The sequence below is a fragment of the Mesorhizobium quangtriensis genome, assembly GCF_040081925.1.
GTDB lineage: Bacteria > Pseudomonadota > Alphaproteobacteria > Rhizobiales > Rhizobiaceae > Mesorhizobium_K > Mesorhizobium_K quangtriensis.
Genome location: NZ_JBEBMF010000001.1, coordinates 1,394,962 through 1,409,775, shown reverse-complemented (window position 1 = coordinate 1,409,775; position 14,814 = coordinate 1,394,962). Strand labels below are relative to the sequence as shown.

The 14,814-nt window shown below is 65.2% G+C and carries 11 protein-coding genes and 2 pseudogenes; 7 read left to right on the top strand and 6 right to left on the bottom strand.

Annotation, left to right across the window (positions count from 1 at the left end; translation table 11 throughout):
* Positions 1-174: 174 nt before the first annotated feature.
* The 3 genes and pseudogenes from ABMA32_RS06875 to ABMA32_RS06865 all read left to right on the top strand — a co-directional run bounded on the left by ABMA32_RS06875 (position 175) and on the right by ABMA32_RS06865 (position 3,750).
* Positions 175-2,076 (top strand): heavy metal translocating P-type ATPase, encoded by a 1,902-nt coding sequence (locus ABMA32_RS06875; protein WP_349012960.1) that lies wholly within the window; start codon positions 175-177, stop codon positions 2,074-2,076.
* Positions 2,073-2,217 (top strand): annotated as a pseudogene (locus ABMA32_RS06870) (VIT1/CCC1 transporter family protein); the annotation flags it as partial. The gene ABMA32_RS06875 and the pseudogene ABMA32_RS06870, both read left to right, overlap by 4 nt.
* 279 nt (positions 2,218-2,496) lie before the next feature.
* A complete protein-coding gene (locus ABMA32_RS06865; protein WP_349012959.1) occupies positions 2,497-3,750 on the top strand; it encodes an MgtC/SapB family protein in 1,254 nt (417 codons plus the stop codon).
* Between the two features lie 237 nt (positions 3,751-3,987).
* On the opposite strand, the gene ABMA32_RS06860 is transcribed toward ABMA32_RS06865, so the two are convergent.
* Entirely contained in the window at positions 3,988-4,740 is a 753-nt protein-coding gene (locus ABMA32_RS06860; RefSeq protein WP_349012958.1) for a crotonase/enoyl-CoA hydratase family protein, read from the bottom strand.
* Positions 4,741-4,750: 10 nt separating this feature from the next.
* Entirely contained in the window at positions 4,751-6,529 is a 1,779-nt protein-coding gene (locus tag ABMA32_RS06855; protein WP_349012957.1) for an acyl-CoA dehydrogenase family protein, read from the bottom strand.
* A 147-nt stretch (positions 6,530-6,676) separates the two neighbouring features.
* On the opposite strand from ABMA32_RS06855, the gene ABMA32_RS06850 reads away from it, so the two are divergent.
* Both ABMA32_RS06850 and ABMA32_RS06845 read left to right on the top strand, forming a co-directional pair.
* A complete protein-coding gene (locus ABMA32_RS06850; RefSeq protein WP_349012956.1) occupies positions 6,677-6,919 on the top strand; it encodes a hypothetical protein in 243 nt (80 codons plus the stop codon).
* A 127-nt stretch (positions 6,920-7,046) separates the two neighbouring features.
* Positions 7,047-8,045: pseudogene (locus tag ABMA32_RS06845) on the top strand (glycoside hydrolase family 25 protein); the annotation flags it as partial.
* Positions 8,046-8,540: 495 nt separating this feature from the next.
* On the opposite strand, the gene purD reads toward ABMA32_RS06845, so the two are convergent.
* The gene (gene purD, locus ABMA32_RS06840) at positions 8,541-9,812 is read right to left on the bottom strand and encodes a phosphoribosylamine--glycine ligase (protein ID WP_349012955.1); all 1,272 of its coding nucleotides are present in this window, start codon (positions 9,810-9,812) and stop codon (positions 8,541-8,543) included.
* A gap of 131 nt (positions 9,813-9,943) precedes the next feature.
* Here purD and ubiA point away from each other — a divergent pair, with 131 nt between their 5' ends.
* Entirely contained in the window at positions 9,944-10,927 is a 984-nt protein-coding gene (gene ubiA, locus ABMA32_RS06835) for a 4-hydroxybenzoate octaprenyltransferase (protein ID WP_349012954.1), read from the top strand.
* Between the two features lie 3 nt (positions 10,928-10,930).
* Here ubiA and ABMA32_RS06830 read toward each other — a convergent pair whose 3' ends face one another.
* The 3 genes from ABMA32_RS06830 to ABMA32_RS06820 all read right to left on the bottom strand — a co-directional run bounded on the left by ABMA32_RS06830 (position 10,931) and on the right by ABMA32_RS06820 (position 14,106).
* Positions 10,931-11,497: a DUF6101 family protein gene (locus ABMA32_RS06830; protein ID WP_349012953.1), complete on the bottom strand. Its 567-nt coding sequence runs from the start codon at positions 11,495-11,497 to the stop codon at positions 10,931-10,933.
* A gap of 216 nt (positions 11,498-11,713) precedes the next feature.
* On the bottom strand, positions 11,714-13,132 hold the full coding sequence (locus ABMA32_RS06825; RefSeq protein WP_349012952.1) for an FAD-binding oxidoreductase: 1,419 nt from the start codon (positions 13,130-13,132) through the stop codon (positions 11,714-11,716).
* A gap of 14 nt (positions 13,133-13,146) precedes the next feature.
* Positions 13,147-14,106, bottom strand: coding sequence for an L-threonylcarbamoyladenylate synthase (locus ABMA32_RS06820; protein WP_349012951.1), 960 nt, complete (start codon positions 14,104-14,106; stop codon positions 13,147-13,149).
* Positions 14,107-14,278: 172 nt separating this feature from the next.
* On the opposite strand from ABMA32_RS06820, the gene ABMA32_RS06815 reads away from it, so the two are divergent.
* Positions 14,279-14,812: a hypothetical protein gene (locus tag ABMA32_RS06815; RefSeq protein WP_349012950.1), complete on the top strand. Its 534-nt coding sequence runs from the start codon at positions 14,279-14,281 to the stop codon at positions 14,810-14,812.
* Positions 14,813-14,814: the final 2 nt, after the last annotated feature.

The following is a 14,814-nucleotide window of genomic DNA, read 5'->3' as shown; positions in this document are numbered from 1 at the left end:
AACCGTCGCCGACGCCTGGGCAACAGCACTGATGGCCCTCGGGTCTGACGAAGGAAGTACTCGGGCGCGGAAATCGGCATCGAAGCCTTGTTCCTGCATCGCGACAAACGCGATACGGTTCGTGGACGGGGCGTGGGCAAGCCATGGAGCATGCCGCCCAGGAGCGACTTTGGAATGGAACATTCCGCAGGCGACAGGCTAAAGACGGGGCTTCTGGCTGTGGCGGTGGCCGGTCTTTTGGGAGGTCTCGTCCTCGCCTACGTCATGGATAGGCCGGACCTTGCTTCGACCACATGGATGATCGGTGTCGTCCCTGTCCTCGCCGCGCTGGTGATCGAGATCCTGCGCAGCCTCACGCGAGGCGAAGTCGGGTTGGATATCGTCGCGGCGCTGTCGATGACCGCAGCCCTGCTGTTCGGAGAGACACTGGCCGCCGCGGTTGTTGCGGTCATGTATTCCGGCGGCACATTCCTCGAAAGCTTTGCCGAGGGTCGCGCCCGGCAAGAGATGCGCGATCTTCTTGCGCGCGTCCCGCGCATGGCAACACGGCACCGGGACGGCCGGCTGGAAGACGTGCCACTCGACCAGATCGCGGCCGGAGACCGGCTCCTGATCCGGCAGGGCGACATCGTTCCCGTGGATGGTACGGTCGAGTCCCCTTCGGCGTTCCTCGACACCTCCGCGCTGACGGGCGAATCCCTGCCGATCAAGCTCGCTGCTGGCGCAGAGGCGATGAGCGGCTCGACCAATGCCGGCGATGCGTTCGATCTACTTGCCACGAGGGAGGCGCGCGACAGCACCTATGCTGGCATCGTACGCCTCGTCGAACAGGCCCAATCCTCCAAGGCCCCGATGTCTCGCCTTGCCGACCGCTGGTCCCTGGGCTTTTTGCTCGTGACTGTGGCGATCGCCTTCGCCGCATGGTGGTTCACGAACGACCCCATCCGGGCGGTTGCTGTGCTGGTTGTCGCGACGCCGTGTCCGCTGATCCTGGCAGTCCCCGTGGCGCTGGTGGCGGGGCTATCGCGCGCCGCCCACTACGGCGTACTCATCAAAGGGGCCGGGCCGCTGGAGGCCATGGCCCGCGCGCGCACGCTCATTCTCGACAAGACCGGCACGCTGACCGACGGCCGACCGCGGATCGTTTCGATAGACACTCATCACGGTATCGGGGCGGATGAGTTGCTGCGGCTTGGAGCAGCACTCGACCAGGCGACGAAACACCCCGTCGCGCAGGCGATCGTTGCCGGAGCGCAGCAGCTCGGAATGACGCTGCCCGTCCCGCAGGAGGTCAGGGAGAGGCCTGGAGAAGGGTTGACCGGGATGGTCGAGGGTCGCCGGGTAATCATCGGCGGCCATGGCTTCGTCGCCGGACAGGTCGATGCCGGGGCCATCGCCCATCCGGCGCTGTCGGCGGGCTCGGTGCTGGTGGCGGTCGGCGTCGACGGCAAGCTCGCGGGCCACATCGTCATGGCCGATCCCTTGCGCGAGGGCACGCATGACATGCTGTCGCGACTGCGCCGACAGGGGGTCAACCGTATTCTCCTTGCCACCGGGGACCGGCAGGAGGTTGCGGAGCGGGTGACAATCGGCCTCGATCTCGACGGCATTCGAGCGGGACTGTCTCCTGATCAGAAGGTTCTCCTCGTTCTCACGGAGCGCAAGCACGGTCCGGTGATGATGGTCGGCGACGGGGTGAATGATGCTCCTGCCTTGGCGGCCGCCGACATCGGCGTGGCGATGGGAGCACGCGGCGCAGCCGCGTCCGCGGAAGCCGCCGACGTCGTCCTGCTCGTCGACAGGGTGGACAGGCTCGGGCCGGGCGTCGAGATCGCTCGCGGCGCGCGGCGCATCGCGCTCGAGAGCGTTGTCGCGGGAATCGGGCTTTCGGTCATGGGTATGGTCGCCGCTGCCTTCGGCTACCTCACTCCCGTGCAGGGCGCATTGATCCAGGAAGCCATCGACGTCGCGGTCATCCTCAACGCGCTGCGCGCACTTCGAATCCGACCCGCCGAACCCCGGCCGACGCATCCGAGTGACGGCGCGCTTGTAACTCAGAAAGAGATAAAGGCATGAGCCGCCTCTCGCATTCCGAAGTCCACATTGTCCATCGGATCGGATGGCTGCGCGCTACAGTGCTTGGAGCCAATGGAGGGGGTGGCGGCGAGCTCCGGTTCCACGGAGATCCGGATCGCAGGTTTTGCCGGCCTCGTCGCAGAACGCAGGCGGAGTCGGCATGCCGCGCGGTGCGCTGCGCCGCGGCGGTCGGCGCCCTGTGCGGCGTGAGCGCGGGATTAACCCGAAAGACGTTCTGCATTGTATTGCAACGGTTCCTCGAAACTTCCGGCCGTTGCGGCATTCTCCGGCACCTCAATCGAAGGCTACAATACATCACGACGTCTTCGCGACTCAGTTGTTGCAACAGACGCGTACCGCTTGCGAACCCGCTATCGTGCAAATTGGGCAACAGGCCTTGACGGGTTACGGATGACCCCAATGGACCACACTATTGCAAGACTTGGGCTGGCTCTGGCGATCGGCCTTCTCGTGGGTATGGAGCGCGGCTGGCGTGAACGCGAAGCTGCCGATAATAGCCGTACAGCCGGCATTCGCACCTTCGGCCTGTCGGGGTTGCTGGGCGGCATCTTTGCCGCGCTTGCAGCTGCTTTGGGCTCAAGCGCCATATTGATTGCGGGCTTTTTCGGCTTCGCGGCGATCTTCGCCTGGTTTTCCTCGCACGAAGCCGAACATGACCACAATTTCAGCGTGACAGGCGTGGTGGCAGCGTTGAGCGTGTTCGCGCTCGGCGCACTTGCGGTCGCCGGGGACCAACTGGTGGCCGCAGCCGGCGGTGCGGCGCTCGCAGCTGTGCTTGCCAGCCGGGAGATGCTTCATGGTCTGCTTCGTCGCCTGACCTGGATCGAACTGCGCTCGGCCATTGTCCTTGCAGCGATGACCGCGATCGTGCTGCCGCTTCTTCCCGACAGAACCGTCGACCCGTGGGGCGGGCTCAACCCGTTCGAGATATGGCTCTTCACCGTCATCGTCGCGGCGATCTCCTTTGGCGGTTATGTCGCGGTCCGCTTGCTAGGCGAGACACGCGGATTGCTGGTCGGATCGATCGCCGGCGCTATCGTTTCGTCGACTGGAGTCACCGTCGCACTGGCGCGTATGGCCAAATCGGAGGCCAACGCCATGCCGCTGGTGGGTGGGGCGGCGCTCGCGGCGCTGGTGTCCGTCCTTCGGGTTTGCGCCATCGTTGCGCTACTCGCACCGCAGGTCATCGCGTACATGATCGGACCCGCTATCGCCGGGGGATCCGTGCTTGCAGTGGCTGGTGTCTTGCTCCTGGCTCAAAGCGGCGCGCACGATGCCGGCGACCAGTCAGGGCGCAATCCGTTCGAACTTGGAGCGCTTCTGGTCTTTGCCGCTGCCTTCGCAATTGTTTCCACCGTCAGCGCGGCGCTCTCTAGCCGCTTCGGGGAGACCGGTCTTCTGGCCACGACTGCCGTTTCAGGCGCCTTCGACGTCGACGTGGCCGTTCTCAGCTCGCTTCGGCTTGTCGAGGGTGGAACCGCCTTAGCGCTGGTGGGGCAAGCGGTGCTTGTCGCGCTTGCCGCGAATGCCACTGGGCGTTTGGTCCTTGCGATCCTCGCCGGTCCAGCGCGCTTCTCGCTCCCGTTTGCTGCAATCACGGCATGCGCGGCCGCGGTGGCGGTCGCTGCCTTCGTGTGGCTCCCCTTTGCTTAGGCGGCGGCGCTCTGCCAAGCGAACGACGAATTTGACGGCATTCTTCAGGCAAGCACGACTGCCCTCCCGAACGCCTCACAACGACAATTTCTTCCTGGTTTCGGCCAAACGGGACCGTCAGTAAACGGCACCGTTCAGGCCGAGATGCAGATGCCTCCCGAATGGCGGGTTTCGGGCTGCAGGCAGGCCAAGCGGAACGACCGAAATTGGGTCGAAAGCGAACCAAACGGGGGATCGCTATCCCTTCTTCCGCATCATGAACGCCATGAGCGCAGCGCGGGCTTCGTCGGACTTCAGCCTCTCCTTAAAGCGCTTGCCCTCCTCACGGATGCGGGCGAGGAGCGGTTCGCGCGGGCCTAGCATGAGGTCGCGGGCGATCTTCAGAGCTTCCGGAGGCTTGGATGCAACTAGCGTGGCAGCATCCAAGACAGTGACTTCCAGCTCGTCGTCGGTGACGACGGCGTAGATCAGGCCGGCGGCGAGCGCCTTTTCGGCGGAAAAGCCCTCGCCCAGCCCAAGCAGTGCAAATGCCTGCTGGCGACCGACGACTGCCGGAACGAGCAGGCTTGAACCGGCCTCGGGCACAAGGCCGAGATCGACGAACGGTGTGCGGAAGACAGTGCGCGGGGTGGCGAAGGTGAGGTCGCAGTGGAGGTTGAGCGTGGTGCCGATGCCGACCGCGATGCCATCGACGCCCGAGAGAACTGGCTTTTGCGCGCCGGCAAGCGCTTCGAGGAAGTTCCAGACCTCCAGACCGCCCTCGCCGCCCGTGGCGATCGCCATGAAGTCGTGCAGGTCGTTGCCGGCGGAAAACGCGCCGGGCAGGCCGAGAAAGACATGGACGCGAACCGCCGGGTCGGCGTCGCCCTGCCGAAGCGCCTCGGCCATGGCCTGGTACATGGCGCGGGTGAGCGCGTTCTTCTTGTCCGGCCGGTTCATTCGGATGGTCTGGACCGGCCCTTGACGCTCGATGATGACGTGCTCGGACATTGACGCGCCCTCAGCCAGAGATCAGGGTCTTGCCAGCGGCCAGCAGTCCTTCCGCACCGATGGTGATGCCGGAGCGCAGGGCTTCCGCCTCGGGCGCGAGATTCTCGGCATAGAAACGAAGCAGGGCGATGCGCTGCGGCGACCTATCGGCGAGTGCGGCGCGGGCGAGATAGGCGCCGCCGGAAGCCAGCGCGAACAGGCGCAGATGGGCCGTCGCGCCGGCGAGTGCGACATCGGTCATGCCTGCGGACAGGTTCTCCTGCAGATACTCAGTGGCGGCGGCGAGGTCGTCGACGGCGTCCTGCAAGAAGTCGATGCCGTGTTCCATGCCGTCGAAATTGGCCTCGGCGAGGTCCGCTATCGTGCCGGCCAGTTCGGCGATGTAGCCGTGGACGTGCTCGCCGCCCGACTGCGGCAGCTTGCGGGTGACGAGGTCGATTGCCTGAATGCCGTTGGTGCCCTCGTAGATCGAGGCGATGCGGGCGTCGCGATAGAGCGCGGCCGCGCCGGTCTCCTCGATGTAGCCCATGCCGCCGTGCACCTGTATGCCAAGCGAGGCGACTTCCGAGCCGATATCGGTGGAGAAGGCCTTGGCGACGGGCGTCAGCAGGTTGGCGCGTTCCTGCCAGAATATCTTCTCCTCACCGTCCGAGACGCGCGCCATGTCGAGAGCGTGGGCGCAGGAATAGGCGATGGAGCGGGCGACGCGGGTCAGTGCCTGCATGGTCAAGAGCATGCGCTGCACGTCGGGATGATGGACGATGGGCGCCATGCCCTCGCCCGCCCAGCCGGACGCCTTGCCCTGCCGGCGCTCGTTGGCATAGGCGAGTGCCTTCTGGAATGCGGTTTCTGCGATGGCAACGCCTTCGAGGCCGATGGCGAGGCGGGCGTTGTTCATCATGGTGAACATGCAGGCGAGGCCGCGATTCTCCTCGCCGATCAGCCAGCCGACCGCGCCCTTTTCCTCGCTGGCGACGAAGCCGTCGCCATAGATCATGGTGCAGGTGGGCGAGCCGTGGATGCCGAGCTTGTGCTCCAGCGAGGCGCAGAAGAGATCGTTGCGGCGGCCGAGCGACCCGTCGGCGTTGACGAGGAACTTCGGCACAAGGAAGAGCGAGAGGCCACGCGTGCCGGCCGGCGCATCCGGCAGCCGAGCAAGCACCGTGTGCACGATGTTGTCGGTGAAGTCGTGCTCGCCATAGGTGATGAATATCTTCTGGCCGAAGATGCGGTAGGTGCCGTCGGGTGCGCGCTCGGCGCGGGTACGCAGCGCGTTGAGGTCGGACCCCGCCTGAGGCTCGGTCAAGTTCATGGTGCCCATCCACTCGCCGGAGACAAGTTTTGCGAGATAGGTCTGCTTGAGGTGTTCGGAGGCGTGCTTTTCGAGTGCCTCGACCGCCCCCATGGTGAGCGTCGGCCCGAGCGCGAAGGCCGTCGCGCCTGAATTCCACATTTCGAGCGCCGCGACGGACAGCATCGACGGCAGGCCCTGCCCGCCGAACTCCTCGGGGCCGGTCAGCGCGTTCCAGCCGCCTTCAATCCAGCGGCGGTAGAGTTCCTTCCAGCCGGGAGGAGTCGTCACTGCGGCGTCCTTCAGAGTCGCGCCCTGCTTATCGCCGACGCTGTAGAGCGGCGCGATTTCCTCGGTGGCGAAGCGCCCGGCCTCGGAGAGGATCGCGGCAGCGAGATCGGCGGTAAGGTCGCCGAGGCGCCCGTCCTCGATCGCGGCGCGAAGGCCGGCGACCTCGTTCAACGTGAAGGCGATCTCTTCGACGGGCGCGCGGTACATGAATTTCTCTCCGGCAAACGCACGAACTGATCTAAACGCCCGAGCATCATGCGCCTAGGGTCTTTTTACGTAAACGTCAAATTTTGTCGCATGAGGTTGATGCTAGGGCCGGACGACGTTAGTTTTGCAGGCAACTGAGGGGAATCGATGCTTGCGAGACCGGAAACCCGGCGATGCACGGAGTGCGGGCTGCCTTACGGCGCGGCCGGCTTTGCCTGCTATCACGGCGATATCGACCAGGGGCCTGCCTACTGGTCGGATCGGGGAATCCTGTGCTCGCCAAAATGCTCGCTGGCGCACTGGAAGCGTCGCGATGCCGACGGTTCGTTGCCGTCCGTTCCGGCGGCCGATCCTTTTCTGCTTGATCAACCGCCGTTCCGCAGGCGATAAGTCGTGGTGACGGCGGAGGATATTGGTGCAAGCAAGCTGCGGCTTTCCCGAAAGGGCGGGATAGGCGAGCCAGCAAGGGAATGCCGCGTCATTGCTCAAATCGCTTGATCGTTTCGTCCGCGCTTCGCTGATCGCTTTCGGGGCCGCCCTGCTGGGCGGGGCGGTTGCGCATGCGTCGGATTTCTCCGAGCCTTGGAAACGGGCCGACCGCGCGCTGGTCATCGACGCCTACGAATACAATCCGATCAACTGGCAGAAGCTGGTCAGCGACAAACGGATCGCAGGCTTCATCAACAAGGGATCGGACGGCCTGTCGCCGCCCTACAAATGCTCCGGCAACGACACAGAGATCCGGCTCTGCAAGGCGCTGTGGAAACGACACGCCGTGGCGCGCGAGCTTTTCCACACGCGCAGGACCGTCGCCAAGGCGCTCGGCATCAAGTGGGGCGCCTATCATCTCGCACGGCCCGGCAACCCGATCGATCAGGCGAACAACTTCATCGATTTCGCCGAGCCCGCGCCGGACGACCTGATCGCGCTCGACATCGAGGACAACGATCCCTCGAAATGGATGTCGCTGGAAGACGCCGAGACGTTCGCGCGGCACATCTATACCCGGCTCGGACGCTGGCCGGTGCTCTACACCAACGGCAGCACAGCGCTGTATATCGCCGAGAACCGCAAGCGCTACACGGTGCTGTCGCGCCTGCCGCTCTGGTATGCGCGCTACAAGCCGGAGATCGGCCTGCATTTCCCGAAGGGGCACTGGAAGACGTATGCGCTGTGGCAGTTTTCGGCGAGCGCCAATTGCGACGCGAAATCCTGCCCCTATCGTCCGCCTGGAACGCCGATCGATATCGACGTGAATGTGGCGTCCATGAGCGTGGAAGAACTGCGCGTGCAATGGCCATTCAACGAACTGATGGACAAGAAGGATTACCCGGACGAGGAAATCGTGCCGGTTCCCGTCGCGCGCATTGACGCGCTTAAGGGTGACGATGTGACGGTCGAGTTCGTAAAGGTCGCGACCGACGACGCGGCGGAAATCGCCGAGGCCAAGGCTAACGACACTCAGGCGAGCGATACTCCGGCGACTGGGGCCGAACTGGCCGAGGCTCAGGTTGCGGCCGAGCAGCCTGTCAAACAGATCGCCGCTATCAAGGCGCAAGTCGAGACACCTGCAGTGGCCGCCGAGCAGCCGGTCGAGCAGATTGTCGATACCGGCGAAACGATCCCGCTGCCGATCTGGCGCAAGGACGCGCGCAAGAAGCGCGCCGACGTGACGCTGAAATTCGTCTCAGTGGAGCAGGTCGTTACCAAGGAGGTGGTCGCGCGCGCAATGCCGGCCGGGTCTCCATTCCAGGCCTTGCTTGGGAAGCAGGCCGTGACCAACCCGCCGATCGTCCTGGCAGGGTATGCCCAAGCGGTGGACTATTCCCGACAGCCGCGTCTGCCCGCAGCGAAGGCTGCGGCGAAACCGGCCTATGTCCCGAGCGGGGAGATTTCGGCGGCGGCGCTGGACGACCCGAGCCCGGTCCGGTCATCGACGCAATTCTCGCGTCACGACCTGCCGATCTTCCTGCTGAGGAAACTCGACGGTCCCGACGAAGTACAGCCTTAGCTAGGTCTCGCGGGCCACCGCGCGCCAGCCGATGTCGCGGCGGCAGAAGCCGCCGGGCCAGTCGATGCGGTCGACAGCCTTATAGGCCTGTTTCTGCGCTTCGGTGACGGTTTTAGCCATCGCGGTGACGTTCAGTACGCGGCCGCCATTGGCGACGATCTCGCCGCCGCTTAGCGCCGTGCCCGCATGGAAGACAGCTGCTCCCCCCTGCTCCGCGTCGTCGAGTCCACGAATGACCGACCCTTTTTCTGGCGTGCCGGGATAGCCTTTCGCGGCCATGACGACAGTCAGCGCCGTCTCGTCGCGCCAGCGGGCGGACATATGCGCGAGCTGGCCGTCCGCAGCCGCTTCAAGCAGAACCAGAAGATCGTCCTTCAGGCGCATCATCAGCACCTGGCACTCCGGATCGCCAAAGCGGACATTGTATTCGATGAGCTTCGGCCCTGACGAGGTGATCATCAGGCCGGCAAAAAGAACGCCGGAGAAAGGCGAACCGATCTCGGCCATGCCGCGCATGGTCGGCTCGATTATCTCCTTCATGGTGCGCTCGATGATTTCGGGCGTCATCACGGGAGCCGGCGAATAGGCCCCCATGCCGCCGGTGTTCGGTCCTGTGTCGCCGTCACCGACCTGCTTGTGGTCCTGCGCGGTACCGAAGGGGAGCGCTGTTGTCCCGTCGCAAAGGCAGAAGAAGCTTGCCTCCTCGCCGGTCATGAACTCCTCGACGACGACTTCGGCTCCGGCCGCGCCGAACGAACCGGAGAAGCAGTCGTCTATCGCCGCGAGAGCCTCAGCCTCTGTCATGGCGACAGTGACGCCCTTGCCGGCTGCCAGACCGTCGGCCTTGACGACGATCGGCGCGCCCTGCTTGCGGACATAGGCTTTCGCGGCCTCGGCATCGGAGAATCGGCCATATGCAGCGGTGGGGATATTGAAGCGCGCGCACAGATCCTTGGTGAAGCCCTTGGACCCCTCCAGACGAGCCGCAGCCTTCGATGCGCCGAAAACCTTGATGCCGGCGGCGCGCAGATCATCAGCGATGCCCGCGACCAGCGGCGCTTCGGGTCCGACCACGACGAGGTCGATCGCGTTGGCCGTGCAGAACGCAACGACAGCCTTGTGGTCCGCGATGTCGAGGGCAACAAGTTCCGCTTCCTTCGCGATACCCGGATTGCACGGCGCGGCATAAAGCTTCGTCAGCAAGGGCGAGGCGGCCAGCTTCCAGGCAAGTGCATGCTCGCGGCCACCTGATCCGATGAGAAGAACATTCATGCGGTCAACCCGTTGCTGGAAGTCGTTGCATCCCGGTATGTCCATGAGGACGGCGGGTCAAGCATTGCATGCCCGGGCGGCCATCTATCCCAAGCCTTGACGCCCCGGCCCTCGCCTGCCACTCCAAATCCATGGAACAGATACAGACGAAGGCAGCACAGGGGCGGGTCGCGGATGCGCCGAGCGGGCACTGGGTCTATCGCGCGCTGCCGCGCTGGCTGTGGCCCTATGCGCAGCTTGCCCGCTGGGACAGGCCGATAGGCTGGCAACTGCTGATGTGGCCGTGCTGGTGGTCGGCGGCGATGGCGGCGAGCGCCTATGCGCGGCCGACCGACAGCTTCGAATCCCTGATCCCGCAACCCTGGCACCTCGTGCTGTTCTTCGTCGGCGCGGTGGTCATGCGCGGCGCGGGCTGCACCTATAACGATATCGTGGACGCCAGGATCGACGGACAGGTCGAGCGCACGCGCTCGCGCCCGCTGCCCTCAGGCAAGGTCTCACGCAAGCAGGCCTGGGTGTTCCTCGTGGCGCAGGCGCTGGTGGGTCTCCTGGTGCTCATGCAGTTCAACAGCTTCGCCATCCTGCTCGGCATCTCGTCGCTGGCGGTGGTGGCGGTCTATCCGTTCATGAAGCGGTTCACCTACTGGCCGCAACTCGTGCTCGGTTTCGCTTTCTCGTGGGGCGCGCTGATGGGATGGGCGGTGGAGTTCGGCGATGTCGACCGGGCGGCGATCCTGCTCTATCTCGGCACCATCTTCTGGGTCGTCGGCTACGACACGATCTACGCTCACCAGGACAAGGAGGACGACGCGCTGGTCGGCGTGAAGTCGACGGCGCGGCTGTTTGGCGACAGCACGAAATCATGGCTGATCGGGCTCTATGGCGGGGCGCTGATCCTGATGGCGAGCGCCTTCACGGCAGCAGAAGTGCCGGTGCCGGCAATGGCCGGACTGCTGGCTGCCGGCGCGCACATGATCCGCCAGATCGTGGCGCTCGACATCAACAATCCCGACCAGTGCCTGCGGCTGTTCAAGTCGAACAACACCGTCGGCTGGCTGATCTTCCTCGGGCTGATCTGCGGCGGGGCGTGGGTGGCGCTGAAGCCGCTGCTCTGAAGCTTACTCCGGCGCTGTGATTTCCTCGCCGTCGATGACAAGGCGCAGGCCGAGATTGCCTGTTTTGCGGCGCATGAGGAAGCGCGGGCGGCGGGCCGGGGTGACGCGGCGCTTGCGGCGGTCCTGCGACGGCAGCGCCTTGATGGCGGCGCCGAGCGATTCTTCCAGCGTGCGGGCGACGCCATCGGCTTCGATGAGCATCATCGGCAGGCGATAGGCATCAGCCCAGGCGCGCCAGTCAGCGGCGACATCTTCCAGATTGTCGGCGACGAGCAGCGGCACCGACAGCATGGGGTCCGCGTGCAGCAGTTCGAGCGTCACGGTCACGTTGCCTTCGGCGTCCTCCATGGCGCGCGCAGCGACGCCGCGAAACGCATTCGCGGGCAACACGACGGTGGCCGGCAGGCCGCTCATCTGGAGGATACGCTTCACGATGGCGCCGCGCTGGTCGATGGTGAACGTGACGTCGCCAAAATCGTCGCGCGTCGCGTAGCTGACCATCTGCGGCAGGCGGAACGGGTCGAGCCGCATATTGCGACCCGCCCAGACTGGCATCAGTCCGGTGCTCATTTCTTTGCCTTCCTGTCTCTCCTGAGAGCCGGTTTGCCCGACTTCCCACGGACCGGTTTTCCCGATCTCGTTTGTGTGATCGACAGTAGCGGCGGACCCCTACCCACCCGCTTAAAAAAGTCGGTTAAATTTTGCTGATCTCAGGCGTGGTTACCGGATTCCGACCGGGTGTAACGAACGATCAGGCTTTGTTTAGAGCACCTTACCCGGCGGCTCTCAAATGACCTTGCCGGGGTTCATGATGCCGGCGGGATCGAAGGCCGCCTTGATGCGCCGCATCAGATCTATGCCGACGGGCGGAGCAGTCGCCAGAAGCTCGTCGCGCTTAAGTTGTCCGATGCCGTGCTCGGCCGAGACCGAGCCGTCGAGATCGCGCACGATGTCGTGGACGGCCTTGTTCATTGGCCGATAGAGATCGAGGAATGCGTTCTTGTCCATGCCGCGCGGCTGGCTGACATTGTAGTGCAGGTTGCCGTCGCCCATGTGGCCGAAGCAGACGACACGCGCGCCGGGGCAGACGCTTTCCACCGCAACGGCCCCGCGCGCGATGAACTCCGGGATCGAGGCGACCGGCACGGAAATGTCGTGCTTGATCGAGCCGCCTTCCGGCTTCTGCGCGTCCGAAATGTTTTCGCGAAGCGCCCAGAAGGCGTTGCCCTGCGCGATGCTTTCCGAAATCGCGGCATCGCCGACGAAGCCTTTTTCCAGCCCTTCGGACAGGATCGTCTCCATCAGTGCACGCGCATCCTCCTGCGAGCGGCCGGACGAGATGTCCACCAGCACATGCCACGGCCAGTCGCCTGACAGCGGCGGCCGGGCATCGGGGGTCAGCGCCAGCGAGAAATCGAGCGGCGTCCTGCCGATCAATTCGAAGCCGGTCAGGCTCGCACCGGCACGTTCACTCGCCAGGCCGAACAGCGAAAGCGCGGCTTCCGGCGAGGAGACGCCAGCCCAGCCGACCTCGCGGCCGCGCGGTCGGGGAAATATCTTCAGCACCGCCGCCGTGATGATGCCGAGCGTGCCTTCCGCGCCGACAAACAAGTTCTTGAGGTCGTAGCCCGTGTTGTCCTTTTTCAGCTTGCGCAGGTCGTCGAAGACCTCGCCGGTCGGCAGCACGACCTCGACGCCGAGGCAGAGCTCGCGTGTGTTGCCGTAAGACAGGACCGCCGTGCCGCCGGCGTTGGACGACAGATTGCCGCCGATCTCGCAGGAGCCTTGAGAGGCAAGCGAGAGCGGATAGAGACGGTTGGCTGCCTCGACGGCGCGATGGAGTGCTTCCAGCACGACGCCAGCCTCGGCGGTCACCGTGTTGGAGAGCGTGTCGATCTCGCGGATCCGGTTGAGCCGCGACAGTGACACCACGATCTCGTGGCCAGCCGGATGCGGAACCTGCCCTCCGACCAGCCCGGTGTTACCGCCCTGCGGCACGACCGGCGTCTTCGTTTCGGTGGCGAGTTCCAGAATACGGCTGACCTCTTCAACGCTGCCGGGCCGCAGCACCAGCGGCGAACGGGCGGGCCAGAGCCCACGCGGTTCCTTGAGGTAGGGCGCGACGTCGTTTGCGTCGCGGAGCGCATGCGTTGGTCCGACGATATCTGCGAACCGGTTGAGCAGGGACGGGTCGAGGACGGACATCGCTCGGTCGACTTTCAGGAGTCGCGCGGGGCGGCGGCGCGGCGAAGACGGTCGTTGATCGCCTCGCCGAGGCCGGTCTCCGGTATCGGCTCGACCGCGATGGTCGGCGCGCCGCTGCGGTCGAGCGCCTGCATGAATGAGAACAGGTTTGTGGCCGCCTCACGCAGATTGCCAGATGCGGAAAGGTTCAGCGTCGCCACGGCCTTGTCCGCATCCGCAATGCGGGAGGCCCCAAAGGCAAGCAGCGCCTCGCCGGGCATGACGCGGGTCGCGCCGATCCGAACGGCTGCGCCGGGTGCATAGTGCGAGGCCAGCATGCCGGGCGCCTCGACGCCCGCCGACGCGCCCCGCAGTAGCGGGATTCCGGCGATCGCCTCGATGACCCCGGCAGCGATTCCGCCCGGCCTCAGCAGCCTGAGCGTCTCGCCCTCGACCTTGATGATGGTCGATTCCAGACCGACCTCAGTCTGCCCGCCGTCGACGATGAGCGGAATTTTCCGCCCAAGGTCGGCGTCCACGGCCTCGGCGGTCGTCGCCGTGATGCGGCCGGACGAATTGGCGCTGGGGGCTGCGAGCGGACGGCCGAGACGGGCAATCAGTTGCGCACCGAAGCCCTGCGGCATACGGAGCGCCACCGTGTCGAGGCCCGCCGTCACCAGCGGATGGATGGTCGCGCCGCGGGCAAGGGGCAGCACCAGCGTCAGCGGTCCCGGCCAGAAAGCCTGCGCCAGCTTCTCGGACAGAGGGTCGAAGACGGCGATGCCTGATGCCATAACGATGCCGGAGACATGCGCGATCAGCGGGTTGAAGCGCGGGCGGCCCTTTGCCTCGAAGATGCGCGCCACCGCATCGCCCCGGGTGGCGTCGCCGGCAAGCCCATAGACCGTCTCGGTCGGGATCGCGACGACCTGGCCGTCCTCCAGCAATGCCAGAGCCCGCTCCATCGCGTCATCTGCTTTCAGGATTTCAGCCAAAGGCCTGCCCCGGATTTCGTTGCCGGTTGCTACCGCGCGGCCGCTTCGGCCGCAACAACCGCATCACCAATTTGTTAATTGCTCAAATGCTAATGTCTTCGGCAAGCCGCCGCAAACCAACAGATGGCAGTATCTGGGGCGGCAATATCTGGGGTTTTCGGAGTTACCGGACATGCGTATCCGTGGCGCAGGGATTTTTATGGCGGTGCTTGCCGTGCCGCAGGCTTCGGCGTCTTCCATCGTGACGCTCGCCGACAGCGCTGCCTGGCCGTCGGTCGTAACGCTCGGCGCGGATAACGCCATCGACCCATCCATCGTGGCGGCAACGCCCGCGCTTGACGGCCCCAGCCCGTCGATCGTGGCGCTGGCGGACACGCCGCGCGATGCGATGCCATCGATCATCGCGCTCGGCGAGCCGGCGCCAGCCGGCGAAGCCATCGCATCGCCGCCATCGGGCGGATCGCAGCATGGCCTTGTGCCAATCGTCATTCGCGGCGGCGAGGTCGGCGACGCCGACCCGCGACCATCGTCCTCGCCGGCGCGGGCTTCCACGCAGCAGCAGCTTGATCCGAACGACAAAGGCACCCCTGCCAAGCGCAAGGCCTTGAAACGGCAGAACGAGCGGCTGGCCCAGGAGAAGGCGAAAGCGGCGCAAGGTTCCCTGCAGCCCGACCCGACGACACAGGCACCGGCTCCCGGTACCTGAGC